The organism is Extensimonas vulgaris (assembly GCF_003337425.1).
GTDB lineage: Bacteria > Pseudomonadota > Gammaproteobacteria > Burkholderiales > Burkholderiaceae_C > Extensimonas > Extensimonas vulgaris.
This window is the reverse complement of the sequence record NZ_QPJU01000002.1, coordinates 412,697-438,033: the sequence shown is the minus strand read 5'-3', so window position 1 is coordinate 438,033 and position 25,337 is coordinate 412,697. Positions and strand designations below refer to the sequence as shown.

Annotated in this window: 29 protein-coding genes; 21 read left to right on the top strand and 8 right to left on the bottom strand. The window is 67.0% G+C overall.

Annotation, left to right across the window (positions count from 1 at the left end; genetic code table 11):
* The 10 genes from urtE to ureC all read left to right on the top strand — a co-directional run bounded on the left by urtE (window position 1) and on the right by ureC (window position 8,909).
* A complete protein-coding gene (gene urtE, locus DFR45_RS04975; protein ID WP_114482571.1) occupies window positions 1-690 on the top strand; it encodes an urea ABC transporter ATP-binding subunit UrtE in 690 nt (229 codons plus the stop codon).
* Window positions 691-730: 40 nt separating this feature from the next.
* Window positions 731-1,966 carry a formamidase gene (fmdA, locus tag DFR45_RS04970; protein ID WP_114482570.1) on the top strand — a complete coding sequence of 412 codons (1,236 nt, stop codon included), beginning with the start codon at window positions 731-733 and terminating at the stop codon, window positions 1,964-1,966.
* Window positions 1,967-1,982: 16 nt separating this feature from the next.
* Window positions 1,983-2,333, top strand: a complete 351-nt coding sequence (locus DFR45_RS04965; RefSeq protein ID WP_114482569.1) for a zinc ribbon domain-containing protein — start codon at window positions 1,983-1,985, stop codon at window positions 2,331-2,333.
* A 165-nt stretch (window positions 2,334-2,498) separates the two neighbouring features.
* Window positions 2,499-3,536, top strand: coding sequence for an aliphatic amidase (locus DFR45_RS04960; protein WP_114482568.1), 1,038 nt, complete (start codon window positions 2,499-2,501; stop codon window positions 3,534-3,536).
* Window positions 3,537-3,601: 65 nt separating this feature from the next.
* Window positions 3,602-4,426: a CbbQ/NirQ/NorQ/GpvN family protein gene (locus DFR45_RS04955; RefSeq protein ID WP_241659343.1), complete on the top strand. Its 825-nt coding sequence runs from the start codon at window positions 3,602-3,604 to the stop codon at window positions 4,424-4,426.
* Entirely contained in the window at window positions 4,419-6,026 is a 1,608-nt protein-coding gene (locus tag DFR45_RS04950) for a nitric oxide reductase activation protein NorD (RefSeq protein WP_144686914.1), read from the top strand. The genes DFR45_RS04955 and DFR45_RS04950 overlap by 8 nt, the downstream gene beginning before the upstream one ends.
* 164 nt (window positions 6,027-6,190) lie before the next feature.
* Window positions 6,191-6,493 carry an urease subunit gamma gene (locus DFR45_RS04945; RefSeq protein WP_114482566.1) on the top strand — a complete coding sequence of 101 codons (303 nt, stop codon included), beginning with the start codon at window positions 6,191-6,193 and terminating at the stop codon, window positions 6,491-6,493.
* A 30-nt stretch (window positions 6,494-6,523) separates the two neighbouring features.
* Window positions 6,524-6,709, top strand: a complete 186-nt coding sequence (locus DFR45_RS04940) for a hypothetical protein (protein ID WP_114482565.1) — start codon at window positions 6,524-6,526, stop codon at window positions 6,707-6,709.
* A gap of 32 nt (window positions 6,710-6,741) precedes the next feature.
* Window positions 6,742-7,047 carry an urease subunit beta gene (locus DFR45_RS04935; RefSeq protein WP_114482710.1) on the top strand — a complete coding sequence of 102 codons (306 nt, stop codon included), beginning with the start codon at window positions 6,742-6,744 and terminating at the stop codon, window positions 7,045-7,047.
* A gap of 92 nt (window positions 7,048-7,139) precedes the next feature.
* Complete coding sequence (ureC, locus tag DFR45_RS04930; protein ID WP_114482564.1) at window positions 7,140-8,909, top strand: urease subunit alpha; 1,770 nt, start codon at window positions 7,140-7,142, stop codon at window positions 8,907-8,909.
* A 26-nt stretch (window positions 8,910-8,935) separates the two neighbouring features.
* On the opposite strand, the gene DFR45_RS04925 is transcribed toward ureC, so the two are convergent.
* Both DFR45_RS04925 and DFR45_RS04920 read right to left on the bottom strand, forming a co-directional pair.
* Window positions 8,936-9,337 carry a type II toxin-antitoxin system death-on-curing family toxin gene (locus DFR45_RS04925; RefSeq protein WP_114482563.1) on the bottom strand — a complete coding sequence of 134 codons (402 nt, stop codon included), beginning with the start codon at window positions 9,335-9,337 and terminating at the stop codon, window positions 8,936-8,938.
* Window positions 9,334-9,564, bottom strand: a complete 231-nt coding sequence (locus tag DFR45_RS04920) for an AbrB/MazE/SpoVT family DNA-binding domain-containing protein (RefSeq protein ID WP_114482562.1) — start codon at window positions 9,562-9,564, stop codon at window positions 9,334-9,336. The genes DFR45_RS04925 and DFR45_RS04920 overlap by 4 nt, the downstream gene beginning before the upstream one ends.
* A gap of 62 nt (window positions 9,565-9,626) precedes the next feature.
* On the opposite strand from DFR45_RS04920, the gene ureE reads away from it, so the two are divergent.
* From ureE to DFR45_RS04895, 5 genes are all read left to right on the top strand, one after another.
* A complete protein-coding gene (ureE, locus tag DFR45_RS04915; protein WP_114482561.1) occupies window positions 9,627-10,241 on the top strand; it encodes an urease accessory protein UreE in 615 nt (204 codons plus the stop codon).
* Window positions 10,231-10,986 (top strand): urease accessory protein UreF, encoded by a 756-nt coding sequence (locus DFR45_RS04910; RefSeq protein ID WP_114482709.1) that lies wholly within the window; start codon window positions 10,231-10,233, stop codon window positions 10,984-10,986. The genes ureE and DFR45_RS04910 overlap by 11 nt, the downstream gene beginning before the upstream one ends.
* A complete protein-coding gene (ureG, locus tag DFR45_RS04905; protein ID WP_114482560.1) occupies window positions 10,983-11,636 on the top strand; it encodes an urease accessory protein UreG in 654 nt (217 codons plus the stop codon). Before DFR45_RS04910 ends, ureG begins: the two co-directional genes overlap by 4 nt.
* A 144-nt stretch (window positions 11,637-11,780) precedes the next feature.
* Window positions 11,781-13,280 carry a chromosomal replication initiator protein DnaA gene (dnaA, locus tag DFR45_RS04900; protein ID WP_114482559.1) on the top strand — a complete coding sequence of 500 codons (1,500 nt, stop codon included), beginning with the start codon at window positions 11,781-11,783 and terminating at the stop codon, window positions 13,278-13,280.
* 115 nt (window positions 13,281-13,395) lie between these two features.
* The gene (locus DFR45_RS04895; RefSeq protein WP_338324285.1) at window positions 13,396-14,304 is read left to right on the top strand and encodes a glycosyltransferase family 32 protein; all 909 of its coding nucleotides are present in this window, start codon (window positions 13,396-13,398) and stop codon (window positions 14,302-14,304) included.
* A gap of 15 nt (window positions 14,305-14,319) precedes the next feature.
* Here DFR45_RS04895 and DFR45_RS04890 read toward each other — a convergent pair whose 3' ends face one another.
* From DFR45_RS04890 to ftsY, 5 genes are all read right to left on the bottom strand, one after another.
* Window positions 14,320-15,459 carry a glycosyltransferase gene (locus DFR45_RS04890; protein WP_114482557.1) on the bottom strand — a complete coding sequence of 380 codons (1,140 nt, stop codon included), beginning with the start codon at window positions 15,457-15,459 and terminating at the stop codon, window positions 14,320-14,322.
* Window positions 15,456-16,760: an O-antigen ligase family protein gene (locus tag DFR45_RS04885; protein ID WP_158637007.1), complete on the bottom strand. Its 1,305-nt coding sequence runs from the start codon at window positions 16,758-16,760 to the stop codon at window positions 15,456-15,458. Before DFR45_RS04885 ends, DFR45_RS04890 begins: the two co-directional genes overlap by 4 nt.
* An 87-nt stretch (window positions 16,761-16,847) precedes the next feature.
* Window positions 16,848-17,054, bottom strand: a complete 207-nt coding sequence (locus DFR45_RS04880) for a zinc-finger domain-containing protein (RefSeq protein WP_114482555.1) — start codon at window positions 17,052-17,054, stop codon at window positions 16,848-16,850.
* Between the two features lie 2 nt (window positions 17,055-17,056).
* Window positions 17,057-17,995 carry a branched-chain amino acid transaminase gene (locus tag DFR45_RS04875; protein ID WP_114482554.1) on the bottom strand — a complete coding sequence of 313 codons (939 nt, stop codon included), beginning with the start codon at window positions 17,993-17,995 and terminating at the stop codon, window positions 17,057-17,059.
* A 175-nt stretch (window positions 17,996-18,170) separates the two neighbouring features.
* Window positions 18,171-19,481: a signal recognition particle-docking protein FtsY gene (gene ftsY, locus DFR45_RS04870; protein ID WP_114482553.1), complete on the bottom strand. Its 1,311-nt coding sequence runs from the start codon at window positions 19,479-19,481 to the stop codon at window positions 18,171-18,173.
* A gap of 52 nt (window positions 19,482-19,533) precedes the next feature.
* On the opposite strand from ftsY, the gene DFR45_RS04865 reads away from it, so the two are divergent.
* From DFR45_RS04865 to coaD, 4 genes are all read left to right on the top strand, one after another.
* Window positions 19,534-21,033, top strand: coding sequence for a M16 family metallopeptidase (locus tag DFR45_RS04865; protein WP_421781920.1), 1,500 nt, complete (start codon window positions 19,534-19,536; stop codon window positions 21,031-21,033).
* Between the two features lie 34 nt (window positions 21,034-21,067).
* A complete protein-coding gene (locus tag DFR45_RS04860) occupies window positions 21,068-22,429 on the top strand; it encodes a M16 family metallopeptidase (RefSeq protein ID WP_114482552.1) in 1,362 nt (453 codons plus the stop codon).
* A gap of 56 nt (window positions 22,430-22,485) precedes the next feature.
* Window positions 22,486-23,115: a 16S rRNA (guanine(966)-N(2))-methyltransferase RsmD gene (gene rsmD / locus DFR45_RS04855; RefSeq protein ID WP_114482551.1), complete on the top strand. Its 630-nt coding sequence runs from the start codon at window positions 22,486-22,488 to the stop codon at window positions 23,113-23,115.
* Between the two features lie 103 nt (window positions 23,116-23,218).
* Window positions 23,219-23,719, top strand: a complete 501-nt coding sequence (coaD, locus tag DFR45_RS04850) for a pantetheine-phosphate adenylyltransferase (RefSeq protein ID WP_114482550.1) — start codon at window positions 23,219-23,221, stop codon at window positions 23,717-23,719.
* A gap of 29 nt (window positions 23,720-23,748) precedes the next feature.
* Here coaD and lptM read toward each other — a convergent pair whose 3' ends face one another.
* A complete protein-coding gene (gene lptM, locus DFR45_RS04845) occupies window positions 23,749-24,027 on the bottom strand; it encodes an LPS translocon maturation chaperone LptM (RefSeq protein ID WP_114482549.1) in 279 nt (92 codons plus the stop codon).
* Between the two features lie 12 nt (window positions 24,028-24,039).
* Here lptM and cyaY point away from each other — a divergent pair, with 12 nt between their 5' ends.
* Entirely contained in the window at window positions 24,040-24,375 is a 336-nt protein-coding gene (gene cyaY / locus DFR45_RS04840; RefSeq protein ID WP_114482548.1) for an iron donor protein CyaY, read from the top strand.
* A 76-nt stretch (window positions 24,376-24,451) separates the two neighbouring features.
* Window positions 24,452-25,336, top strand: a complete 885-nt coding sequence (locus DFR45_RS04835) for a DMT family transporter (RefSeq protein ID WP_114482707.1) — start codon at window positions 24,452-24,454, stop codon at window positions 25,334-25,336.
* Window position 25,337: the final 1 nt, after the last annotated feature.

Below are 25,337 nucleotides of genomic sequence, written 5' to 3'. Positions count from 1 at the left end.
ATGCTCAAAGTCACCGACTTGTACACGGCCTATGGCCAGAGCGAAGCGCTGCACGGCATCTCCTTCGAGGGAAAGAAGAACGAGACAGTCGCCATCATGGGCCGCAACGGCATGGGCAAGACCACGCTGTTCAAGAGTCTGATGGGCGTGCTGCCGCTGAAGTCCGGCCAGATCGAGGTGGCCGGCCAGGATGTTTCGATGGACGAGAGCTACAAACGCGTCGCCAAGGGCATTGCCTACGTCCCGCAAGGCCGCATGATCTTCCCCACTCTAACAGTGGAGGAAAACATCCAGACAGGTCTGGAAAACGCCAAGGTCAAGCGCATCCCGGAAGAAATCTACGCGCTCTTCCCTATCCTCTGGGACATGCGCAGGCGCAAGGGTGGCAATCTCTCAGGCGGGCAGCAGCAGCAGCTGGCGATTGCCCGCGCGCTGGTGACCGACCCCAAGGTGCTGCTGCTGGACGAGCCCACCGAGGGCATCCAGCCTTCGATCATCAAGGACATCGCCAAGGCGCTCAACGAGATCCGCAAACTGCGCGAGATCACGATCATCGTCTCCGAGCAGGTGCTGTCTTTCGCGATGGACGTGGCCGACCGCCTGTTTGTCATCGAAGGCGGCCGCCTGGTGCACGAAACTGCACGCGACCAGACCGACATCAACTGCATCAAGTCCTACCTCTCCGTCTGATCCAACTGTCTGATTTCCCTGTCCACAAAGGAGCATCACCATGGCTGAAACCCTGATCAAAGTCGATCTGAACCAACCCGCGCCGAGCAACCCGCTGGTGCACAACCGCTGGCACCCGGATATCCCGATTGCGGTCTGGGTCAAGCCGGGCGACGATTTCATCCTTGAGACCTACGACTGGACCGGCGGCTACATCAAGAACAACGACAGTGCAGACGATGTGCGCGACATTGACTTGACCACCGTGCACTACCTTTCGGGCCCGGTGGGGGTGCAGGGCGCCGAGCCGGGCGACCTGCTGGTGGTGGACCTGCTGGACATCGGTGCTAAGCAGGACAGCCAGTGGGGTTTCAACGGCTTCTTCAGCAAACAGAACGGCGGCGGCTTCCTGACCGACCACTTCCCGCTGGCCCAGAAGTCCATCTGGGACTTCAACGGCATGTTCACCAAGAGCCGCCACGTGCCGGGCGTCGAGTATGCTGGCCTGATCCACCCGGGCCTGATTGGCTGCCTGCCCGACAAGAAGATGCTCGAGGAGTGGAACAAGCGCGAGCAGGCGCTGATCGACACCGACCCGACTCGCGTTCCCGGCTTGGCCAACCCGCCCTTCGCCGCCACCGCGCACTGCGGCAAGGCCCAGGGAGACGTCAGAACCAAGATCGCCACCGAGGGTGCGCGCACCGTGCCTCCGCGCGAGCATGGCGGCAACTGCGACATCAAGGACCTGTCGCGTGGCTCGCGCGTCTTCTTCCCGGTTTATGTCGACGGTGGCGGCCTGTCGGTCGGTGACCTGCACTTCAGTCAGGGCGATGGCGAGATCACGTTCTGCGGCGCCATTGAGATGGCCGGCTGGGTGCACATGCGCGTCAACCTGATCAAGGGCGGCGTGGCCAAGTACGGCATCAAGAATCCGATCTTCAAGCCCAGCCCCATCACCCCAAACTACAAGGACTACCTGATCTTCGAAGGCATCTCGGTCGACGAGCAGGGCAAGCAGCATTACCTGGATGTGACTGTGGCCTACCGCCAGGCCTGCCTGAATGCCATCGAGTACCTGAAGAAATTCGGCTACAGCGGCGCGCAGGCCTACTCCATCCTTGGCACGGCGCCGGTGCAAGGCCACATCAGCGGCGTGGTAGACGTACCCAACGCCTGCGCGACGCTCTGGCTGCCGACCGAGATCTTCGACTTCGACATCAACCCCACGGCGGCCGGCCCGGTGAAGTTCATCGACGGCAGCATCCAGATGCCGATCTCGCCCGACGTCAAGAAGTAAACGCAAGGAGCCCCGCATGCCAACCTATGACTATGCCTGTCCGAACTGCGGCGGTTTCGAAGCGCTGCGCAGTCTGGCACGGCGCGACGAGCCCTGCGCCTGCCCCGACTGCGGTGCCAACGCGCCCCGCGTGTTCGTTGCCGCGCCCCGCCTGGCCTGCCTGAGCAACCATACGCGCCGCGCGCACGAGACCAACGAGAGGGCGTCGCACGCGCCGGGCTCCTCGCGGGATGGATCGTACGGGCGGCTCAAGCATCCGGCGGGGTGTGGTTGTTGCTCGACCGGCAGCAAGCGCGGCGCCACCGTCACCGTCCCCAGCGGCGCCAAGACCTTTCCGTCCAAGCGCCCCTGGATGATTAGTCATTGAGTTCACCCCGAGGCTGCGCGCCCTACGTGTCGCTGCGCCATCCCCTTGCAGGGGGCAAAGCCAATGGTCCGAAACTGCCGGTTCCACGGCTTTTCCCGGCTGGACTGTCGTTGGCTAACAACTTGTGTCTAAAGCCAGAAATTGAATGCACAGGAGTAAGCAATCATGATTCACGGAGATATTTCGAGCAGCAACGACACCGTCGGCGTGGCGGTCGTCAACTACAAGATGCCGCGTCTGCACACGAAAGCCGAAGTGCTGGACAACGCGCGCAAGATCGCCGACATGGTGATCGGAATGAAGCAGGGCCTGCCCGGCATGGACCTGGTGGTCTTCCCCGAGTACAGCACCCACGGCATCATGTACGACGCCAAGGAAATGTACGACACCGCCGCCGCAGTGCCGGGCGAGGAGACCGCCATCTTTGCCGAGGCCTGCCGCAAGGCCAAGGTCTGGGGCGTGTTCTCACTTACCGGCGAGCGCCATGAGGAGCACCCCAACAAGGCGCCCTACAACACCCTGATCCTCATGAACGACCAGGGTGAGATCGTGCAGAAGTACCGCAAGATCATGCCTTGGGTGCCGATCGAAGGTTGGTACCCAGGCTACTGCACCTATGTGTCCGAAGGTCCCAAGGGCCTGAAGATCAGCCTGATCATCTGCGACGACGGCAACTACCCCGAGATATGGCGCGACTGCGCCATGAAGGGCGCCGAGCTCATCGTGCGCTGCCAAGGCTATATGTACCCGGCCAAGGACCAGCAGGTGCTCATGGCCAAGGCCATGGCCTGGGCCAACAACAGCTACGTGGCCGTGGCCAACGCCACCGGCTTCGACGGTGTCTATTCATACTTCGGCCACAGCGCCCTGATCGGCTTCGACGGCCGCACGTTGGGCGAATGCGGCGAGGAGGAAATGGGCGTGCAGTACGCAGCGCTGTCCAAGAGCCTGATCCGCGATTTCCGCAAGAACGGCCAGAGCGAGAACCACCTGTTCAAGCTGCTGCACCGCGGCTACACCGGCAAGATCAACTCGGGCGAGGAAGCCACCGGCGTCGCCACCTGCCCCTACGAGTTCTACGGCAAGTGGATCAACGACCCGGAGGGCACGCGCAAGCAGGTCGAGGCCATCACACGTGACACCGTGGGTGTGCCGGAGTGTCCGATCGAGGGCATTCCCAACACCCCCGCAACCCACCGCTGACGCGGCGCGCGTGCCGGAGGCCTTGCGTCCCTGCACGCATTTTTTCCTCTGCAACTCTGTCCGACGTGAACCTTTCCGAAACGCCCGCCGATCCGCTGGCCGCCTACCGCATCGCCGAGCAGCCCTATTACCGGCCGAGTGCGCGCGAAGTCGCGCTGTACGAACACGCCTGGCGCCACCGCCTTCCCCTGCTGCTCAAGGGCCCCACGGGTTGCGGCAAGACGCGCTTTGTCGAGTACATGGCCTGGAAGCTGGGCCGCCCGCTCGTCACCCTGGCCTGCAATGAAGATATGACAGCGGCCGACCTGGTCGGCCGCTACCTGCTCGACACCGACGGCACACGCTGGCACGACGGACCGCTGACCCTGGCCGTGCGACATGGCGCCATCTGTTATCTCGACGAAGTGGTCGAGGCTCGGCAGGACACCACGGTGGTGATCCACCCGTTGACCGATGCACGACGCATGCTGCCGCTCGACAAGAAGGGTGAACTGGTCCACGCCCACCCCGACTTCCAGCTCATCGTCTCCTACAACCCGGGCTACCAGAGCAGCGCCAAGGACCTCAAGCCCTCCACCCGCCAGCGCTTCGCCGCCCTGGCCTTCGACTACCCGCCCCAGGAAGTCGAGACCGAGATCGTGGCGCACGAGGCCAGCATCACAACCGAGCTGGCCGCGCGACTGGTCCGCCTAGCCCGGCGCACGCGCGAGCTGCGCCAGCAGGGACTGGACGAAGGCGTCTCCACGCGCATGCTGATCTATGCGGGCCAGCTCATGCGCGACGGCGTCGATCCGCGCGACAGCTGCGACATGACAATGACCCAGGCGCTGACCGACGACCACGACTTGGCCGGCGCCCTACGTGCCCTGGTCGATGCCAGCTTTGCCTGACCCCTACGCCGGCGCAGCGGCCCTGTTGCAGGCGCTGAGCGCGCGGGGCCTGCACGTGCAACCTCTGCCACATCAGCCATCCGACGCGCCACCGGCGCGGCCCATCCTCAGCGCCACCCACCTGCTGCTGCCTGAGAGTCTGGACGCGGAACAGCGTCGCGCGGCCGTAGCGCACGCGGCCGCGCATCTGCTGTATTCACCGACGGCGCAGCCCTCGGGCACGCTCAAGCCCATGGCCTTGGCCGTGATCTCGGCCATCGAGGACGCGCGCGCGGAGCAGTTGCTGATGCAGGAGCTACCCGGGGTGGGTGCTTGGTTCTTGGCCGCGCTGCAGGCCAGTGTGGAGCCGCATGGTCTGTCCTGCATGGCCCTGCTCTCGCGCCTGAGTCTGGCCCTGCTCGACGACGACTACCGCGATGGCAATCACTGGGTGGGCAAAGGGCGCACACTGTTCGCCAAAGCACGACGCATGCACGGCCTTCACGACACCGCCGCCTTCCGCCGCGTGGCCTCGGTGCTGAGCAACGACCTGGGCCAGATGCGGGTGCAGTTCAACTCGCGCCAGTTCGCTGTGCCTGCGCCCTACCGCGACGACAACAGCTACCTTTGGGACTACGGCACCTCCCCTGACGCCGACGGCAACCCCATGACCGTGCAGCAGCCGACAAAGCCCGGTAGTCCAGCCGCCGATGACGCGGCGCCGCCGGCCGCGCAGCTGGCCGAGTTGCTCTACAGCTATCCGGAGTGGGATTACCGCCACAGAATCCAACGCCGCGACTGGTGCACGGTCCACGAATACACCGCCGCGGTGCCTACCCCGCGCGAACCGGATGGCCCGACGCCGCGCCTGCCAGCTCCCCTGGCTTGGCGCCGGCTCGACCGCAGCCTGCGCCTACGGCACCAGCGCGAGGGCGAGGCCATCGATCTCGATGCCGCCGTGGACGCACAGGTCCGCCACCACCTAGGCCAGCCCTCGGACGGCCGGCTCTACCTGCGCGCGGTGCCCGCCCCGCGCCGCATCAGCATGCTGGTGCTGCTCGACCTCTCTCTGTCCACAGCTGAGCGGACCCAGCCCGACACCCCGTCCTTGCTCGAACTGGAGCAGGAAGCCGCCCTGCGGCTGGCCAGCACGGCACGCGCCAATGGCGACCGTGTGGCCATCGATGGCTTCTGCTCGGACACACGGGCACGCGTGCACTACCACCCGCTGCTCGACTTCGACGAACCCCTGGATGCGCAGGCACTGCAACGGGTACGCGCTGCTTCGGCCCGGTACTCGACCCGCCTGGGGACTGCCTTGCGCCACGCGGCGCGGCGCCTGCAGGCCGAACACGCCGAACTGCGCGCCCTGGTCGTGCTCACCGACGGTGAGCCGGCCGATATCGACGTGCACGACGTCCGCTATCTGGTGGAGGATGCGCGCGCTGCGGCCTTGGCTGCCACCCGGCTGGGACTGCAGGTCTGGGGGGTGGCAGTCGACCCCGGGGCCGCCGTTTATGCCCGGCGCATCTTCGGGTCGCGCCGCCAGCGGGTGCTGCCCTCGCCGACCCAGCTGCCGCGCCTGCTGGGCGGCCTCTATGCACGGCTGGCCCAGGGCTGAGCCGAATGCCTCGCTGCATCCTGCGCCAGCGGAGTGCAATGCCCTGACATGGTGCGCCAGCCATGAGAGAAACGAGGTTGCGAGCGGTGCAGACGTCCCGGGCCATAGACCATACGCACCCGGCACGGGTATTGCTCTCTCACCTACCAAACGAAGTCAGCCCTATGGAACTCACCCCACGCGAAAAAGACAAGCTGCTCATCTTCACCGCCGCCTTGCTGGCCGAGCGGCGCAAGGCGCGTGGCCTCAAGCTCAACTATCCCGAGGCCGTGGCCTACATCAGCGCCGCCGTGATGGAAGGTGCGCGCGACGGCAAGACCGTGGCCCAGCTCATGAGCGAGGGCCGCGGCCTGCTGACACGCGCGGACGTCATGGACGGCATCGCCGAGATGATTCCCGACATCCAGGTCGAGGCCACCTTCCCCGACGGCACCAAACTCGTCACGGTGCACCAGCCCATCCTCTGAAGCCTCGCCGGCCCACCTCGAAAGACCGCCATGCCTTTGCACAAAACTCTCAAATCAATAGCTGCTTGCGCTGCTGCAACAAGCGCTCAGGCCGCTTTTGCCCATGAAGGCCACGGCCTGCCCGGCCCCCACTGGCACGCCACCGACGTGTGGGGCTTCGTGGCGCTGGCGCTCGCGGTCGGCATGGCGCTGTGGTGGCACCGCGGCGGCAAATGAGCCCGCAGCTGAACCCGAACGCAGGAGCGCACATGATCCCCGGCGAAATCCTCCCCGCCCCCGGCGAACACGTGCTCAACCCCGGCCGGCGCACGTGCACCGTGGTGGTGCGCAATGCGGGCGACCGGCCCATCCAGGTCGGCTCGCACTACCACTTTGCCGAAACCAACGCCGCGCTGCAGTTCGACCGCGCCGCCGCGCGCGGCATGCGGCTGAACATCGCGAGCGGCACGGCGGTGCGCTTCGAGCCCGGCCAGCAGCGCACCGTGGAGCTCGTCGAATACGCGGGCGCGCGCCAGGTCTATGGCTTTCGCGGCCTGGTGCAAGGGGCGCTGTGAGGGCCCACAATTTCAAGCCAAATCGGCACTTTGCCAAGAATAGACATGCGCAAGCAGCTATCAAAACATAAGCACATTACGGAGCAAACCCCATGGCCACCCTAGAGCGACGCGCGTATGCCGAGATGTTCGGCCCCACCGTGGGCGACCGCCTGCGCCTGGCCGACACCGACCTGATCGTCGAAGTCGAGGCCGACTACACGCTGCGCGCGGGCGGCTACGGCGAAGAGGTCAAGTTCGGCGGCGGCAAGACCATCCGCGACGGCATGGCACAAAGCCAGCGCACGCGCGCCGGCGCGGGCCGCGGCCCCGAAGCCGGCGGCGCCGTGGACACGGTGCTGACCAACGCGCTGATCCTCGACCACTGGGGCATCGTCAAGGCCGACATCGGCCTGCGCGACGGGCGCATCGCGGCCATAGGCAAGGCCGGCAACCCCGACGTGCAGCCGGGCGTGGACATCGTCATCGGCCCGGGCACCGAAATCATCGCCTGCGAGGGCTGCATCGTCACCGCGGGCGGCATGGACAGCCACATCCACTTCATCTGCCCGCAGCAGGTCGAAGAGGCGCTCGCCAGCGGCATCACCACCATGGTGGGCGGCGGCACGGGCCCGGCCACGGGCACTTTTGCCACCACCTGCACGCCCGGCCCCTGGCACATCGAGCGCATGCTGCAGGCGGCCGACGCCCTGCCGATGAACCTGGGCTTTCTGGGCAAGGGCAACGCGAGCCTGCCCGGCGCGCTGCGCGAGCAGATCGAGGCAGGCGCCATCGGCTTGAAGCTGCACGAAGACTGGGGCACCACGCCCGCGGCCATCGACTGTTGCCTGGGCGTGGCCGAGGAGACCGACACGCAAGTCGCGATCCACACCGACACGCTCAACGAAAGCGGCTTCGTCGAAGACACCGTGGCCGCGTTCAAGGGGCGCACCATCCACACCTTCCACACCGAAGGCGCGGGCGGCGGCCACGCGCCCGACATCCTCAAGGTGGTGGGCGAGGCCAACGTGCTGCCCTCCTCGACCAACCCCACGCGCCCCTACACCGTCAACACGCTCGACGAGCACGTGGACATGCTCATGGTCTGCCACCACCTCGACCCGGCCATCGCCGAAGACCTGGCCTTTGCCGAGAGCCGAATTCGCAAGGAAACCATCGCCGCCGAGGACATCCTGCACGACCTGGGCGCCATCAGCATGATGAGCAGCGACAGCCAGGCCATGGGCCGCGTGGGCGAAGTCATCCTGCGCACCTGGCAGACCGCGCACAAGATAAAGCAGCAGCGCGGCTGGCTCGCGCCGCCGCCCGAGCGCGCCGAGCCCGTCGAACGCGATGCACGCAACGACAACTTCCGCGTCAAGCGCTACCTTGCCAAATACACCATCAACCCGGCGCTCGCGCACGGCGTGGCGCACGAAGTCGGCTCCATCGAAGTCGGCAAGTGGGCCGACCTGGTGGTCTGGAAGCCCATGTTCTTCGGCGTCAAGCCCGCGCTCGTGCTCAAGGGCGGCAGCATCGCCATGGCCGCCATGGGCGACCCCAACGCCTCCATCCCCACGCCGCAGCCCGTGCACTACCGCCCCATGTTCGGCGCCTTGGGCGGCGCGCTCGTGCGCAGCTCGCTCACCTTCGTCTCGCAGGCCGCGCTCGCCGCCGGCATAGGCGCACGCTACGGCCTCGCCAAGCCGCTCGCGGCCGTGCGCGACATCCGCGGGCTGCGCAAGGCGCACATGGTGCACAACGCCTGCACCCCACGCATGGAGGTCGATGCGCAAACCTACGCCGTGCGCGCCGACGGCCAGCTGCTCACCTGCGAGCCCGTGCACAGCCTGCCGCTGGCGCAGCGGTATTTTTTGTTTTGAGCTGGGCCCTATGCGGGCGGCGCCGATCAGCGCAGCCGGATATGCTCGCGCAACCAGGCGGCAAAACCCGCCTCGTCAAGTTCGCTGCTGGCCACGGCCAGCATGGTCAGCGTGGTCTGCACCTGCGTGGCGTGCAGTCGCTGGCCGTTCACGTACAAAAACAGACCGACAGCCAGCAAAGCCGCGCGTTTGTTGCCATCGACGAACGGATGGTTTCTGGCCAAACCCATTCCATACGCCGCCGCGAGCGCTACAAGGTCCGGCTGCCCATGCAGCGCCAGGTGCAAGGGCCGCGCGAGCGCCGAGTCCAGCAGGCCCGCGTCGCGCAGGCCGCTCGCGCCACCGTGTTCTGCCAGGCTTTCCTCGTGCAGCAGCAGCAAGGCCTCGCGGTGCACCCACTTCCAGCTGGCCGTGGTCCGACCGTTCATTTGGCAAGCTGGTGGAAGGTGTCGCGGTACTCGCGCATGAATGCGCGGCCGGCCTCGAGCTGCGCGTCGAGCTCCGGGTCATACGGCGTCAGCATCACGCCATGCGCCGCCTCGGTCACGAACAGTGCGTCACCCTTGCCCACCTTCAGGCGCGCAAGCACCTCCTTGGGCAAGATCACGCCCACGGAGTTGCCGATCTGGGTCAGTTTGAGCGTCAGAGCAGTCATAGTGCAACCTCAATGTTAGAACGATCGTTATACTACCCCAGATTATCCAAGCCCACACCACCATGCTCACCGTCTCCCGCCTGCTATCCCAAGGCCAAGGCCTGGCCCCCGTGCTGCTGCGCCGCGCCGCGAGCGTCGCGCTCGACTGGGGCGTGCGCCAGAAAAGCCGCTTTGCCGCGACCGACTCTGCGGGCCGCGCGCTCGCGGTGTTTTTGCCACGCGGCAGCGTGGTGCGCGGCGGCGACGTGCTGGTGGCCGAGGACGGCTCGCTCGTGCGCGTGCTGGCCGCGCCGCAGCCGGTGCTGCGCATCACGCCCTGCCCTGCGCACGGCACACCTGTCGACCTGCTGCGCGCCGCCTACCACCTGGGCAACCGCCACGTGCCCGTCGAACTGCGGCCCGACTACCTGCAGATCGAGCCCGACCCCGTGCTGGCCGAGATGCTGCGCGCCATGCACCTGATCGTGCAGGAACGCAGCGAAGCCTTCGAGCCCGAAGCGGGCGCTTATGGCCACGACGCCGCGCCTGCTGGGGGGCATGCCCATTTGCACGAGCACTCCCACGACGATTCCCACAATCATGCGCACGCCCATGACCATGACCACCGGCATGCGCACGGCCAAGACCACGGCCAAGACCAAGGCGCACCCCACGCCAACAACGGCCATGCGCACTGAGCCTGTCCCGCCGCACCTCCCGCGCCGGCTGCGCCAGCGCCCCGCCCCCTTGTCCGCCGCGAGCCTGCTGCAACTGATCTGGCTGGCCTCGCCCGCGCTGCCCGTGGGCGGCTTTTCGTATTCGGAGGGCCTCGAGAGCGCCGTCGAACGCGGCCTGCTGCCTGACGAGGTCGCCGTGGGCGACTGGCTGCTCGACCAACTGCACCTGGGCCAAGCGCGCGGCGACCTGGCCGTGCTCGCGCGGGCCGTGGGCGCGTGGCGGCGCGGCGATCTGGCGCAGGTGCGCGCCCTCAACGACTGGGTGCTGCACACGCGCGAAAGCAGCGAGCTGCGCCTGCAAACCGAGCAGATGGGCCGCTCGCTCAGCGAATGGCTGCGCAACCAGCACCCGGCCGAGACCACGCCGCCGCACATTACGGAACAAATCGCCGCACTGGCCCAGCTGCCGCCCAGCTACCCCGTGGCCTTTGCGCTGGCCGCGGCGCGCACGCAGGCGCCGGTGCGCGAGATTCTGTGCGCCTACGCCTTCGGCTGGGCCGAGAACATGGTGCAGGCCGCGCTCAAGTCCATGCCGCTGGGGCAAAGCGCGGGCCAGCGCATCCTCGCGCGCCTGGCCGCCGCGATCCCCGACGCCGCAGCCCACGCCGCCGCGCTGCCCGACGGCGCACGCCAGGCCTTCACGCCCATGCTCGCCATCCTCTCGGCGCAGCATGAAACCCAGTATTCACGCCTTTTCCGCTCATGACCGCACTGCACCACATTCCCGGCCGCACCAAAAAACTCCCGCCGCTGCGCGTCGGCATCGGCGGCCCCGTGGGCTCGGGCAAGACCACGCTGCTCGAAATGCTGTGCAAAGCCATGCGCGAGCGCTACGAGCTCGTGGCCATCACCAACGACATCTACACCAAGGAAGACCAGCGCCTGCTCACCGCGAGCGGCGCGCTGCCGCCCGAGCGCATCCTGGGCGTGGAAACCGGCGGCTGCCCGCACACCGCGATCCGCGAAGACGCCTCGATCAACCTCGAAGCCATAGACCGCATGCTCGGCACCTTTCCCGATGCCGACGTGGTCTTCGTCGAAAGCGGCGGCGACAACCTCGCGGCCACCTTCAGTCCCGAGCTCTCCGACCTCACGATCTACGTGATCGACGTCGCCGCGGGCGAGAAAATCCCGCGCAAAGGCGGCCCCGGAATCACCAAGAGCGACCTGCTCGTGATCAACAAAACCGACCTGGCCCCGCACGTGGGCGCGAGCCTGGCCGTGATGCAGACCGACACCGAGCGCATGCGCCGCAGCGCGCAGGGGCTCAAGCCCTACGTCTTCACCAACCTCAAAACCCTCGCTGGGCTGGCCGAGGTGGTGGCCTTCATCGAAACCCAGGGGCTGCTGCGCTGAGGCCTAGCAGCCTGTCGGACTTTGGAATCGTCGGCTGCGAATGTGCCGCAAGGGCCTTCGGAAAAATGTGGATAAGCTTTGGGCAAGCTACAATCCGCACCCCCCAAAACGTTCCTCCTATCCACAACCCAAAGCCTGCCTGCAATGACCGAGGAACATCTTTCCGCCTTCGCCTCCTCGCGCTTCGACGACGCACCCGCAGACCCTGGCCTCGGCCTGTGGCAGGCGTGCCTTGAGCAACTCGCGCAAGACCTGCCCGAGCAGCAGTTCAACACCTGGATCAAACCCCTGACAGCGCAGGTCGCGGAGGATTTGTCCCGCCTCACGCTGTTCGTCGGCAACCGCTTCAAGCTCGACTGGATCCGCGCGCAATACGCCAGCCGCATTGCGGCCCTGCTCGAAGCCCTCTCGGGCCACGCGATGGTGCTCGAACTCGCGCTGGCGCCGCGCGAAGCACCGCAGCGCACCAGCGCGCGCAGCGTGGTGCGTGCTGTGTCCAGCCCGGCAGGCGCAGAAGCAGGGACGGCGCAACCCACCCCCTTTGGCCTCACGCCCGGTCAACCCTCCAGCGCCACGACTGCAACGCCACAGCCCAGCGCTGACGCGGCAAGCGAAGGAGCCTTTCGCACGCGGCTCAATCCCGCGCTGACCTTCGACACGCTGGTCGAGGGCTCGGCCAACCGCATGGCACGCTCCGCTGCGCTGCATGTGGCCGCGATGCCAGGGCACCTCTACAACCCCTTGTTCATCTATGGTGGCGTCGGTCTGGGCAAGACACACCTCGTGCACGCCGTGGGCAACCAGTTGCTGCAGGAGCGCCCCGAGGCCAAAGTTCTCTACATCCATGCCGAACAATTCGTCTCGGATGTGGTCAAGTCGTACCAGCGGCGCACTTTCGACGACTTCAAGGCGCGCTACCACGGGCTCGATTTGCTGCTGATCGACGATGTGCAGTTCTTTGCCAACAAGGACCGCACGCAGGAAGAATTCTTCAACGCCTTCGAGGCGCTGCTGGCCAAGAAGAGCCACATCGTGATGACCAGCGACACCTACCCCAAGGGGCTCGCGAACATCCACGAACGCCTGGTGTCACGCTTCGACGCCGGGCTCACGGTGGCCATCGAGCCGCCCGAGCTCGAAATGCGCGTCGCCATCCTGATCAACAAGGCACGCGCCGAAAGGGCCGAGATGCCCGAAGAAGTGGCGTTCTTCGTCGCCAAGAACGTGCGCTCCAACGTGCGCGAACTCGAAGGCGCATTGCGCAAAATCCTGGCCTACTCGCGCTTCAACCAAAAAGAAGTCTCCATCCAGCTCGCACGCGAAGCCCTGCGCGATCTGCTGTCGATCCAGAACCGGCAGATTTCGGTCGAAAACATCCAAAAAACGGTAGCCGACTACTACAAGATCAAGGTCGCCGACATGTATTCCAAAAAACGGCCTGCGAGCATTGCCCGGCCACGCCAGATTGCGATGTATCTGGCCAAAGAACTCACCCAAAAGAGCCTGCCCGAGATCGGCGAACTCTTCGGCGGACGCGACCACACCACGGTGCTGCACGCCGTGCGCAAAATCGCCAGCGAACGCCAGCAACTCACCGAGCTGAACCAGCAGCTGCACGTGCTCGAACAAACGCTCAAGGGTTGATCCCAGATTGTCCCTTAGGCGGTGCTTCGCTCGCGTTCATCCCATGCATTTACAGCTTCCTGCAGCCGCCTTTCGGCTCGCCTATCGAATGGCCGCACGAGGTCGCAGCGGCAGCATGTGCTACCAAGATGCGACGCACTTGGAGGTGTTCACGGGCACGCCGGCACAACCCACTACACCCGCCGCTGCGTCAGACACCCCGGCCAGCCCAACCCCCATTCCGCCGCGCATCTGGACCTACTGGCACAGCGCCACACTCGACCCCGTGGTGCAGCAGTGCCTGGCCAACTGGCGGCGTCACTGCCCGGGACTGGACGTGCAGCTGATCCACGCGCACACGTTGAGCGACGTGGTTGCTGCAGGGGACTTGCCACCCGCATTTGCGACGCTGCCTGCGGCCAAGCAGGCAGACTGGCTGCGGCTGTACGTGGTGCGCAGATTCGGCGGCTTTTGGCTGGACGCGAGCACGTTGCTCACGCAGTCGCTCGCCTGGCTCGATGACCTGCGCCAGGCCCATGGCGCCGAATTCGTCGGCTTTTACATCGACGGCTACACCACGGACTTGCGCTACCCGATCATCGAAAGCTGGGCCTTCGGCGCGCCGCCGGGGGCGCCTTTCGTGTGCGCATGGCAGCAGGAATTCCACCGCGCACTGATCGAAGAGGGCGAGCAGCGCTATTTGCAATCCTTGCAGACACAGGCCGGGGGCGACCAAGTGCTGCAGGGCATCAACGACCCGGCTTATTTGCTGATCCACGTCGCAGCGCAGCAGGTGCTGCGCCGCCCCAACGGCTTCCGGCTGGCTTTGCTGCGTGCCGAGGACACGGCATTTTTCTACCAGCAGGCCGTGTGGTGGAAGTGGTATTTGCTCTATCCGCGGCTGTGCCTGGTGCCTGCAGAGCCGCACCTTGCGCCCTTGATCAAGCTGCGTGGCGGCGAGCGGCGGCACTTTGCCAAACTGCTGCAGGGCCACGGCGGCGCCGCACCGGGCAGCATCTGGCAGCAGGCCACCACGGGCGCCTGAGCGGGGCGCGCAGGGTCAAGGCGTCAGCGCCGCCTGCCCCTTGCCCACGCGCATGAACAGGTCCAGGTACTGCTGGCGCATGCGCTGGCGGTCGAAGGTGGCGCGCGCGTGCGCCTGGCCGGCCGCGGCGATGCGCGCCGTGCCTGCGTGGTCGCGCAGCGCCGCATGCAGCGTCTGCGCCAGCGCCTGCGCGTCGGCATGCGGCACGAGAAAGCCCGTTTCGCCGTGCGTGAGCACTTCGCGCACGCCCTCCACGTCCGAGCCGATGCCGCAGCAGCCCGATGCCATGCCCTCGATCAAACCCAGCCCCAAGCCCTCGTAATGCGTGGAGAGCACGCACAGCTTGACCCGCGCGAGCAGCGCAGGCAAGTCGGCCACATGGCCCAGAAAGCGCACCTGCGCATCCACCCCCAACTCGCGCGCGAGGGCCTGTGCCTTGCCGCGCCAGCTCGCCTTGCCCTCGCCAGCCAGGTACACCGTGGGACGCAAGCCCTGTTGCGCCAGCAGCGCGGTGGCGCGAATCAAGGTGGCGTGGTCTTTTTGCTGCGCAAAGCGCGCGGGCATGACGATGGCGTCCTCGCGCTGCGCCCACGGCAGGCCGGGCGGAAAGCGGCTCAGGTCGATGCCGTTGAGGATCGCAACGCAGCGCTCTGCGGGGTGGCCTAGGCGCACCAGTTCATCGCGCACGGCCTGCGACACGCCCACGATGCAGGCGGTACGCTGCGCCAGCCACAGCGACTGGCGCAGGCGCCCCAGGCGGTAGCGCTCGCGCACGTTGTGCTCCACGTGGATGAGCTGGGGCACGCCGGCGAGCAAGCCCGCGTACCGGCCCCACAGGTGCTCGCTGAAACCATGCGCCACGAGCACGTCCGGTTTCCACTGGCGGCACAGGCGCGCCAGCGCCAAGATGGTGACGATATGCGCCCAGCGCGGCACCACTTCCACCTGCAACCCCTTGGCGCGCAGCGCCGCCACGCGCTCGGTAGGGTCTATGGACGCACGCCGGCGCAGCACGAGCAGCGTCTCCTGGCCCGGAAACTCGCCGCACAGGTCTATGGCCACCTGCGTCGCCCCCGAGAAACCACCCGAGACGAAGTGCAGCACGCGCAGGGGGCGGGACGCTGCGGGGGAGTCGCTGGGCAGGGAATGTTTCATCGTGGAATGGGCGCTCGAAAGGCTGCGGGTGCGCCGGCACCAGGCCAGCAGACGGCCAGCCACAAGCTCATGGGCAGCAGGTACATCAGGTTGCCGTTGTTGTGGGCAAACATGACCTGCGTCATGCCAAAACCCAGGTAGCCGAGCACCGTGACCAGGCCACACAGCGCAGCGGCATGGCACTCGCTGCGGGCGGCGTCCTCATTGCCCGCAGCGGCGGCATTTTCCAGCGGTTCGCGCCCGCCTCGCCGCAAGCAACGCCAACACAGCAAGCCGGGCACGGCATAGAACAGCGCCAGACCGATGACTCCCAGCAGGCCGCGCTTGGCGAACATGTCCAGCCATTCGTTGTGCGCATGGTTGAAGTGCACGGACATTGAAGGCATCTCCTGGCGTGCGACGGCCTCCCGCTGGCTTTGTTCATAACCCAGTTGACCCGCACCCAGCCAAGGGTGCTCAAGACCCAGGCGCCATGCATGCATCCAGAAAGCGAGGCGGGAGCCCGTTGCCGTGTTGGATTTTTCGGGCTCGGGCTGCTGCAGCAATTCCTGCGCGGCCTCGTGCGCACGCTGCTGCACGGGGGGCAAGGCCGCCAGCAAAAGGCAGGTGAGCAGCGCCGCCCCGAGCGCCAGCAACCCCCGACGGCCATGGGAACCCTGCGAGCCCTGCGTTTGCGGCCGGGCGAACCATACGAACAGTACCAGCAGCACGGGCAGCACCACCCAGCCGCCCCGGCTGCCCGAGAGCACGCTGGCAGCGATGCCCAACACTGCGGCCAGGGCGCCGAGCAGGCGTTCGTACGGGCAGCTTGCCTGCACCGCCCAGATACCGCTCCACAGCGCGAGCAAGAGGGACAGATTGCCGAACTGTATGGCGTTGGTATAGCCCTCGGCGCGCACGAGGTGTTGCACCAGCACCTGCCAGCCAGCGAGCACGCCTGCGCCCGCAGCGCCCACCCAGCAGCCCCAGCGCAAGGCCCAGGCGGCCGGGCGCTGCGCCCACACCGCCGGCAGCGCCAACAGCACCAAAAAGTATTTGCTGCTGCGGTCCAGCCCCAGGGTGTTGGTGATGAGCCGGCCGCCTTCAAACAGGTACATCGACCACACCAACCCCATGGCCAGAACCACCAGTGCCCAGGCCCGCAGGGGCGCATGCGGCGCGAGCCGGCCGCGCAACACCGCAGGCCAGCGCCACAGGCCCAGCATCACCAGCAAAATCGCACCGATCGAATAGCCCGAAGGCAGCCACAGCGCAGGTGCGAGCACCAAAAATGCGGCCGCATTCAAAACACCTTGCTGCATTGCCCCCGGCAAAGCAAATCGAGAAAAAGCCATCCAATATCAGGGGCGTAATAGGCAGATCAAAGGCCGTGCAAATCCGGGGCGCGCTCAATGCCCATGCGCGACCTTCTCGCCCGCCTTGAGGCGGTACACCGTGCCGCAATAGGGGCACCTGGCCTCGCCCGTGTGCGCGACGTCGAGGTACACGCGCGGGTGGCCGTTCCACAGCTGCATGCCCGCCTTGGGGTGAGGGCAATACACCTCGCCTTGGGCGCTCAAGTCTTTGGCCAGCAATTCGACGACGGCTTGTGACATGCTCACACCTTGGTCAGCCAGTGGGCGTATTTGGGGTTGCGGCCGTTCACGATGTCGAAGAACGCGTTCTGGATCTTCTCGGTGATGGGGCCGCGCTGTCCGCTGCCGATCTCGATGCGGTCGAGCTCGCGGATCGGCGTGATCTCGGCCGCGGTGCCAGAAAAGAAGGCTTCGTCCGAGATATACACCTCGTCGCGCGTGATGCGTTTTTGCACCACGTCGATCCCGAGGTCCTTGCAGATGTGCAGCACGGTGTTGCGCGTGACGCCATTGAGCGAGCCGGCCGAGAGGTCGGGCGTATAGACCACGCCGCCCTTCACGATGAACACGTTCTCGCCCGAGCCTTCGGAGACGAAGCCAGCCGCGTCGAGCAACAGCGCCTCGTCGTAGCCGTCGTCCGTGGCCTCCATGTTCGCGAGGATGGAGTTGGTGTAATTGCTCACCGACTTGGCCTGCGTCATGGTGATGTTGACGTGGTGGCGCGTATAGCTGCTGGTCTTGACGCGTATGCCTTTGGTGATGCCTTCTTCACCGAGGTAGGCGCCCCAGGCCCAGGCCGCGACCATGACGTGGATGGTGTTGCCCTTGGGCGAGACGCCGAGCTTTTTGTCGCCTATCCACACCAGGGGGCGCAAATAACAGGCGTCGAGCTTGTTTTCGCGCACCACGGCACGTTGCGCCTCGTTGACCTGCTCCTGGCTGAAGGGAATCTTCATGCGCAGGATTTTGGAACTGTTGAACAGGCGCTCGGTGTGTTCTTGTAACCGGAAAATCGCCGTGCCATCGACGGTGTGGTAGGCCCGAACCCCCTCGAAGGCGCCGCAGCCATAGTGCAGCGTGTGCGTCAGTACGTGGATTTTGGCGTCGCGCCAATCGACCATCTGGCCATCCATCCAGATCTTGCCGTCACGGTCGGCCATCGAGGGAACTACGGGGCTCATGGAACTTCCTTTGGTGTATCGGGGGAGAAACAAAACCACGCGGGCGCCTCCTTGGAGCCGAGCCCACGCACAAAAATTTCATTGTACGGCGCCATTTGCATCGGGCGCAGCCAGCGGCAGCACCCTTCACAAGGCGGTGCCGTGCCAGGTGCCCGCCGTGCGGCGGATATATGTTTTATCCAAGCAAAGCCTGCGCAAACTCGCGTGCGTCGAAGGTTTCGAGGTCTTCGAGCTTTTCGCCCACGCCGATGAAATACACGGGCACGGGGCGTTCCTGCGCGATCGCGGCGAGTACGCCGCCCTTGGCCGTGCCGTCGAGCTTGGTGACGATCAGGCCCGTGAGCTGCAGCGCGTCGTCGAAGGCGCGCACCTGGGCGAGCGCGTTCTGGCCGGTGTTGCCGTCGATCACGAGCAGCACCTCGTGCGGCGCGGTGGGCTCGGCCTTGGTGATGACGCGGCGGATTTTTTTGAGTTCTTCCATCAGATGCAGCTGCGTGGGCAGGCGGCCCGCGGTGTCCACGAGCACCACGTCCTTGCCGCGCGCCTTGCCGGCCTGCACGGCGTCGAAGCTCACGGCGGCCGGGTCGCCGCCTTCCTGGCTCACGATCTCGACCATGTTGCGGTCGGCCCAGACGCCGAGCTGCTCGCGCGCGGCGGCGCGGAAGGTGTCGGCCGCGGCCAGCAGCACGTGCGCACCTTCGTGCGCGAGGTGCCAGGTGAGCTTGCCGATGGAGGTCGTCTTGCCCGCGCCGTTCACGCCCACGACCATGATCACCGTGGGCTGGTGCTCGCCGATCACCAGGGGTTTTTCGAGCGGGCGCAGCAGCTCGGTCAGCGCATCGGCGAGCAGCGCCTTGACGGCGGCGGGCTCGGTGGCTTTGCTTTCCTTGACGCGCCGGCGCAGCTCGGTGAGCAGGCGCTGCGTGGCCTGCACGCCGGTGTCGGCGAGCAGCAGGGCTTCTTCGAGTTCGTCATAGAGCGCGTCGTCGATCTGCGTGCCCGTGAACACGCTCGCGATGCTCGACCCGGTCTTGCGCAGCCCGGCCTTGAGGCGGTCGAGCCAGCCTTTGCGTTCGGCGGGCGCGGCGGCGGCTTGCGCGGGGGCGGCAGGCTCGGCAGCAATCGGTGCGGGCGCTGCCGGGGCCGCTGCGCTGGCTGGCGCGGGTGCAGAGACTGGTGCAGAGATTGGTGCGGGCGCTTGCGTGTTCGCGGGCGCTGGAGCCGGCTCTGGCACGGAGGTCGGGGCCGATGCGGGCGCGGGCGGCGCGGCGCTCTTGCCCGCAAAGGGATTGCGCAGCCAGCCGAAAGCGCCAGCGGCCGGCGCGGGTGCTGCGGACGCAGCGGCAGGAGGCTGCGCAGGCTGGGCCGGGGCTTGCGTCGCCGGGACGGGCGTGGGTGCTGCACCAGGGGTCGCACTGGGGGTCGTACTGGGCGTGGCTGCGTCCGCAGACGGTGGGGGGGATTTTTTCTTGAAAAAACTGAACATTTGGCGCTACGTAGAATCTTTCGCTCTGGGGCATACCCCGCTGAGCCATACCATGAAACGCATTCTGACACTCTCTCCCTCTCTCGCCGCACTGCTGCGCGGTGTTTTCTGCGCGGGGGCTTTGGCTTTGTCCGGGCTGGGCACGGCTTGGGCGGACGATTCTGGCGCCGCGCCGCCGCCACCCGCCGACATGCTGCCGCCCATTCCCGCCATCGCGGGCGCGGCGCAGGCGCAGCAGTTCACGCTTGCCAACGGCATGCAGCTCATCGTGCTGCCCGACCGGCGCGCGCCCACGGCGGTGCACATGGTCTGGGTGCGCGCGGGCGCGATGGACGAGGTCGATGGCACCTCGGGCGTGGCGCATGTGCTCGAACACATGATGTTCAAAGGGACGAAAACCGTGCCGCCTGGCGAGTTCTCGCGCCGCGTCGCGGCGCTGGGCGGGCAGGAAAACGCCTTCACCGATCGCGACTTCACGGGTTACTACCAGCAGATACCGGCCAACCGCCTGGCCGAAGTGATGCGCCTGGAGGCCGACCGCTTTGCCCACAACGCCTGGCCTGACGCCGAATTTCGCAAGGAGATCGAAGTCGTCAAGGAAGAGCGCCGCATGCGCACCGAAGACCAGCCGCGCGCCGTGCTGTCCGAGCAATTGTTTGCCACGAGCTTCATGGTTTCGCCGTACCGGCGCCCGGTGGTCGGCTGGATGACCGACCTCGACGCGATGACGCCGGACGACGTGCGCGCGTTCCACCGCCAGTGGTACGTGCCCGCGAATGCCGCCGTGGTCGTGGTGGGGGACGTCGATGTGACGCAGGTGCGCGCGCTCGCTGAAAAATACTACGGCCGCATCCCTGCGCGCGCCGTGCCGCCACGCAAGCCGCGCGCCGAACCCGTGCAGGTCGGGCTGCGGCGCATAGAGGTCAAGGCGCCGGCCGAGCAGGCTTTCGTTGCGCTCGCGTTCCACGTGCCCACGCTGCGGCACGTGGATGCGCTCACCGACGAAGACCGCGACGCGCTCGCGCTCATGGCTTTGTCGGCGGTGCTCAGCGGCTACGACGGCGCGCGCCTGGAGCGTGCGCTCACGCAGGGCGCGCAGCGCGTGGCCGACAGCGCCGACAGCGCGGCCATGGTGTCGGGGCGCGGGCCTAGCCTGTTTTTGCTCATGGGCGTGCCCGCGCAAGGGCGCAGCGCGCAGGAGGTCGAGCAGGCCCTGCGCGCCGAGGTGGCGCGCATCGCGCACGAGGGCGTGAGCGCGCAGGAGCTCGCGCGCGTGCTCACGCAGTGGACGGCTTCGACGATTTACGAACGCGATTCGCTCTTTGCGCGTGCGATGGACCTGGGCAGCAACTGGGTGCTGGGCCTGCCGCTCGATACCGAAGACCGGCTGCTCGCGCTGCTGCGCAGCGTCACGCCGCAGCAATTGCAGCAGGTGGCGGCGCGCTACTTTGGCGACGACCAGCTCACCGTGGGAACGCTGGTGCCGCAGCCCATCGACCCGAACGCACGGCGCAAGGCGCAGGCGCCCGCGATGGGCGGGCCGATCCGCTGAATTCGCTCGCCTACCCGACACCTCGGAGCCCTCCATGATAAGTATCAAAAAAATAGCTGCTCGCGCTTTATTCACGGGCGCTATGGCCATTTTTGGCATCAATTCTGCGTGGGCGCTGCTGCCCATAGAGCACTGGACGCAGCCCAGCGGCGCGCAGGTCTGGTTCGTCCACAGCCCGACGCTGCCCATGCTGGATGTGCGCATTGACTTCGACGCCGGCAAGCGCCGCGACCCGGCGCCGCAGGCGGGGCTGGCCGAGGCCGTGGCGCTGATGGCGTCCAAGGGCGTGCAGGCCGACAAGGTGAACGGCCAGGACGAGGCGCCACTCGACGAAAACGCGCTCGGCGCGGCCTGGGCCGATCTGGGCGCAAATTTCGGTGCTGCCGCCGGGGCCGACGCGCTGCACTACAACTTGCGTTCGCTCACCGAACCCGCGCTGCTCGAGCGCGCCGTGCGCCTGGCTGCGCGCCAGATCGGCACACCGAGCTGGCCCGAGGACGTGTGGCAGCGCGAGCGCGCACGCTGGAGCGCGAGCATCAAAGAGGCGCACACGCGCCCCAGCACCGTGGCCGAAGAAGCCTTCGCCTCCGCGGTCTATGGCAGTCACCCTTACGGCTACCGCGCCACCGAGGAGAGCCTCGCGCGCATCGGCGTGGCCGACATGGTGGCGTTCCACGCGCGCTACCTCGCGCCCTGCCGCGCACGCGTGAGCCTGGTCGGCGCCGTGACGCGCGCGCAGGCCGACGCGCTCGTCGCGACGCTGCTGTCGCGTTTACCGACGCCGCCGCAAGGCTGCGCGCCCCTGCCGCCCGTGCCCGAGGTGGCGCCGCTGGCCGCCGCGAAGGAAATCAAAATCCCCTTCGGCTCGGCGCAGGCGCATGTGCTGATCGGGCAGCCGGGCATCGCGCGGCGCGACCCGGACTTTCTCGCGCTGCTCGTGGGCAACCACATCCTCGGCGGCGGCGGCCTGGTTTCGCGCCTGACCGAAGAAGTGCGCGAAAAGCGCGGGCTCAGCTACAGCGTCTATAGCCAGTTCAACCCCGGCCTGCACGCGGGCGCCTTCGTCGTCGGCCTGCAAACGCGCCCCGACCAGGCCGCGCAGGCCGTGCAGGTGGCGCAGGACGTGCTGCGCCGTTATGTCGCCCAAGGCCCAACCGAGGCCGAGCTGCGCGCCGCCAAGGACAACCTCATCGGCGGCTTTGCGCTGCGCATAGACAGCAACAGCAAGCTGCTCGCGAACGTCGCCAACATCGCCTGGTACGACCTGCCGCTCGACTACCTCGAGCAATGGACGAAAAAAGTCCAGGCCCTCACGGTGGCCGACGTGCGTGCCGCGCTGCAGCGCAAGCTGCAGCCCGAGCGCATGGTCACCGTGGTCGTGGGCGGCCAGCCGTGAAGCGCCGCAACGGCGCGCAAGCGCCTGCGCCTGCAGCCAGAGCCTCGGGCGTACCCATGCGCACGCCCGCGGGCCGTGGCGAGGTGCGCATCATCGGCGGGCAATGGAAGCGCACACGCCTGCCCGTGGCGCAGCAACCGGGCCTGCGCCCCACGCCCGACCGCGTGCGCGAGACCTTGTTCAACTGGCTCGGTTCCAATTTGACGGGCTGGCACTGCCTCGACGCCTTCGCGGGCACGGGCGCGCTCGGGCTTGAGGCGGCCTCGCGCGGCGCCAGCGTGGAACTGGTGGAAAGCGACCCTGCGCTCGTGGCGCGCCTGCGAGCCGTGCTGCAACGCCTGCAGGTGCCGCCCACGCAGCAAGTGACGGTGCAGCGTGGCGACGGCATCGCGGCGCTGCGCCAGAGCGCGCCTGCGAGCCTGCAGCTGATCTTCCTCGACCCGCCCTTTGCAAGCGACCTGTTCACCCCTGCCCTGCAGGCCGCGCGCCGTGCCGTGGCGCCTGATGGCTTCGTCTATCTCGAAGCGCCGCACGCCTGGGACGCCGCCGCGCTCGCGCCGTTGGGCTTTGCCGCGCACCGCACGCTGCGCGCCGGCGCGGTGCATGCGCACCTGCTGCGGCCCGTGGCGCTGGCACAGGATACTTCCATATTGATAGCTGTTAGCGCTTTATACATAAGCGTTTGAGGCACTTTTGGCTTGCAATTCCGACGCACGCCAGACGCGCGACATAATCGGCGTTTGCCGTTTTCGTGGCTTTCGCCGCATTCACCGACAGGAGACTCCCGCCATGGCATCCCCGAGCGTGCTCGCCGTCTATCCCGGAACCTTCGACCCTATCACGCTGGGGCACGAAGACCTGGTGCGCCGATCCATTCAGTTGTTCGACCGCGTCATCGTCGCCGTGGCTGCGGGGCACCACAAAAAGACCTTGTTCAGCCTCGAAGAGCGCCTGGAGATGGTGCGCGAAGTGTTTGCGCCGTATCCGCAGGTGAGCGTGGAGAGCTTCACGGGCCTGGTGCGTGACTTCGTCGTCGCGCGCGGCGGCAAGGCCATGATCCGCGGCCTGCGCGCCGTGACCGACTTCGACTACGAGTTTCAGCTCGCGGGCATGAACCGCGCGCTCATGCCCGACGTGGAGACGGTGTTCCTCACGCCGGGCGACCAGTATCTTTTCATCAGCAGCACCTTGGTGCGCGAGATCGCGACGCTGGGCGGCGAGGTGGAAAAGTTCGTGTCGCCCCCGGTGCTCGCACGGCTGCAGAAAAAAACGGCCCAAGGAGCGGCGTGACGCGCTTTGCGCACCGCGCCGGTGCGGGATCAGCGTGCGCCGGAGTCCGGTGCGCTGGCCGGTGCGCTTGCAGGCTTGCTGGGGGATGCAGGTGCGGAGGCCGCAGCGGCTGCGGGTGCCGGTGCAGAAGCTGGCGCCGCGGGTTTGTTTGCGAGGCTCTCGGGCGTGAGCACCTGCGGCAGCGTCGCACGCTCGCGTCCAGCCGGTTCTTTGGGCAAGTACAAAGGCCCGCGCTGGCCGCAGCCCACCAACACCACCAAAGCGGCCCCGAGGCAGGGGCCGACTAGAATTTTGCGCACTCTCAGCATGGACGCATTGTAATGACCGACCCCGAATTCATGGACCACGCCGAACGCCTGCTGCTGGCCGTCGAGCGTAGCTGCGACCGCATCAGCGAAACCAGTGACGCCGACCTGGACAGCCAGCGCAGCGGCGGCATGGTGACGATCACCTTCCCGAACCGCAGCCAGATCGTGATCAACCTGCAAAAACCGCTGCACGAGGTCTGGATGGCGTCGCAGTCGGGCGGCTACCACTACCGTTTCGATGGCACGCACTGGCAGGACACCAAGGGCGCGGGCGAATTCTTTGCCTGCCTGAGCCGCGAGGCTTCGCGCCAGGCGGGCGTGCCGCTGGAGTTTTCCGCGCAGGCCTGACGACCGGCGCTCCTCTTTTTTTAGCATGCTGCGTGTGGCGTTGCGCGCCAACGCTCGGCGTTCTTTCGGGTTTCTCATGCCTTCGAAACGTCTTGGCCTGTGGGCCCTGCTGGTCGTGACCATGGTCTGGGGCACGACCTTTCCGGCGATGAAGCTGCTGTCAGCGCAGCTCGACGCGCTGCAGATCATCTGGCTGCGCTTTGCCATTGCCTCGCTGGTGCTCGCGCCGCTGTGGCGCGGCATGCACAGGCCCGAGCGCGCGTGGGGAGGGCTGCTCGGTGTCTTGCTGTTCATCGCGTTTTGGCTGCAGATCGAGGGGCTCGCGCGCACCAGCAGCAACCGCAACGCCTTCGTCACGGGGCTCAACGTGCTCGTGGTGCCGCTGCTGGCCATGCTGGTGCTGCGGCGCCGCTACGGCTGGCACCTGTGGGCGGCCTGCGCCATGGCGTGTGCCGGCATGGCGCTGATGTTTCGCGCGGATGGACCCTGGAATTTCGGCGACACGCTCACGCTGGTGAGCACCTTGTTTTATGCGCTCTACATCCTGGCGCTCGAAGAATGCGCGCGCCGCACGGCGGCCCAGCCGCTGCGCGCCACGCGCCTGGCCGCGGTGCAGGCAGGCGTGATGTGTGCTGCCGCGACGGCGCTGCTGCTCGCACGCGGCAGTGGCCTGGGTTGGCTGGCGTCGCTTGAGCGGCTGGATGCGGAGCATTGGTGCGCGCTGCTGTATCTGGGGCTCGTGGCCAGCGTGGTCGTCGTGATTTTGCAAGCCTGGGGGCAGCAGCGCGTCGATGCCGTGCGCAGCGCCATCGTGTACGGGCTCGAGCCGGTGTTTGCCGCGCTTGCCGCGTGGGTGCTGCTGGGCGAGCGGCTGGGCTGGTCGGGCAGCGCGGGCGCGGCGCTGATCGTGGGTGCGCTGGTGCTGAGCCAGTTGCCGTCGCGAGCCTCGCGCCATCCCTGAG

Bases quoted from the DNA above. Each gene is read 5' to 3' on its own strand.
- urtE (WP_114482571.1), top strand. From the start codon at position 1: ATGCTCAAAGTCACCGACTTGTACACGGCCTATGGCCAGAGCGAAGCG.
- fmdA (WP_114482570.1), top strand. From the start codon at position 731: ATGGCTGAAACCCTGATCAAAGTCGATCTGAACCAACCCGCGCCGAGC.
- DFR45_RS04965 (WP_114482569.1), top strand. From the start codon at position 1,983: ATGCCAACCTATGACTATGCCTGTCCGAACTGCGGCGGTTTCGAAGCG.
- DFR45_RS04960 (WP_114482568.1), top strand. From the start codon at position 2,499: ATGATTCACGGAGATATTTCGAGCAGCAACGACACCGTCGGCGTGGCG.
- DFR45_RS04945 (WP_114482566.1), top strand. From the start codon at position 6,191: ATGGAACTCACCCCACGCGAAAAAGACAAGCTGCTCATCTTCACCGCC.
- DFR45_RS04940 (WP_114482565.1), top strand. From the start codon at position 6,524: ATGCCTTTGCACAAAACTCTCAAATCAATAGCTGCTTGCGCTGCTGCA.
- DFR45_RS04935 (WP_114482710.1), top strand. From the start codon at position 6,742: ATGATCCCCGGCGAAATCCTCCCCGCCCCCGGCGAACACGTGCTCAAC.
- ureC (WP_114482564.1), top strand. From the start codon at position 7,140: ATGGCCACCCTAGAGCGACGCGCGTATGCCGAGATGTTCGGCCCCACC.
- DFR45_RS04925 (WP_114482563.1), bottom strand. From the start codon at position 9,337: ATGAACGGTCGGACCACGGCCAGCTGGAAGTGGGTGCACCGCGAGGCC.
- DFR45_RS04920 (WP_114482562.1), bottom strand. From the start codon at position 9,564: ATGACTGCTCTGACGCTCAAACTGACCCAGATCGGCAACTCCGTGGGC.
- ureE (WP_114482561.1), top strand. From the start codon at position 9,627: ATGCTCACCGTCTCCCGCCTGCTATCCCAAGGCCAAGGCCTGGCCCCC.
- DFR45_RS04910 (WP_114482709.1), top strand. From the start codon at position 10,231: ATGCGCACTGAGCCTGTCCCGCCGCACCTCCCGCGCCGGCTGCGCCAG.
- ureG (WP_114482560.1), top strand. From the start codon at position 10,983: ATGACCGCACTGCACCACATTCCCGGCCGCACCAAAAAACTCCCGCCG.
- dnaA (WP_114482559.1), top strand. From the start codon at position 11,781: ATGACCGAGGAACATCTTTCCGCCTTCGCCTCCTCGCGCTTCGACGAC.
- DFR45_RS04895 (WP_338324285.1), top strand. From the start codon at position 13,396: ATGTGCTACCAAGATGCGACGCACTTGGAGGTGTTCACGGGCACGCCG.
- DFR45_RS04890 (WP_114482557.1), bottom strand. From the start codon at position 15,459: ATGAAACATTCCCTGCCCAGCGACTCCCCCGCAGCGTCCCGCCCCCTG.
- DFR45_RS04885 (WP_158637007.1), bottom strand. From the start codon at position 16,760: ATGCAGCAAGGTGTTTTGAATGCGGCCGCATTTTTGGTGCTCGCACCT.
- DFR45_RS04880 (WP_114482555.1), bottom strand. From the start codon at position 17,054: ATGTCACAAGCCGTCGTCGAATTGCTGGCCAAAGACTTGAGCGCCCAA.
- DFR45_RS04875 (WP_114482554.1), bottom strand. From the start codon at position 17,995: ATGAGCCCCGTAGTTCCCTCGATGGCCGACCGTGACGGCAAGATCTGG.
- ftsY (WP_114482553.1), bottom strand. From the start codon at position 19,481: ATGTTCAGTTTTTTCAAGAAAAAATCCCCCCCACCGTCTGCGGACGCA.
- DFR45_RS04865 (WP_421781920.1), top strand. From the start codon at position 19,534: ATGAAACGCATTCTGACACTCTCTCCCTCTCTCGCCGCACTGCTGCGC.
- DFR45_RS04860 (WP_114482552.1), top strand. From the start codon at position 21,068: ATGATAAGTATCAAAAAAATAGCTGCTCGCGCTTTATTCACGGGCGCT.
- rsmD (WP_114482551.1), top strand. From the start codon at position 22,486: ATGCGCACGCCCGCGGGCCGTGGCGAGGTGCGCATCATCGGCGGGCAA.
- coaD (WP_114482550.1), top strand. From the start codon at position 23,219: ATGGCATCCCCGAGCGTGCTCGCCGTCTATCCCGGAACCTTCGACCCT.
- lptM (WP_114482549.1), bottom strand. From the start codon at position 24,027: ATGCTGAGAGTGCGCAAAATTCTAGTCGGCCCCTGCCTCGGGGCCGCT.
- cyaY (WP_114482548.1), top strand. From the start codon at position 24,040: ATGACCGACCCCGAATTCATGGACCACGCCGAACGCCTGCTGCTGGCC.
- DFR45_RS04835 (WP_114482707.1), top strand. From the start codon at position 24,452: ATGCCTTCGAAACGTCTTGGCCTGTGGGCCCTGCTGGTCGTGACCATG.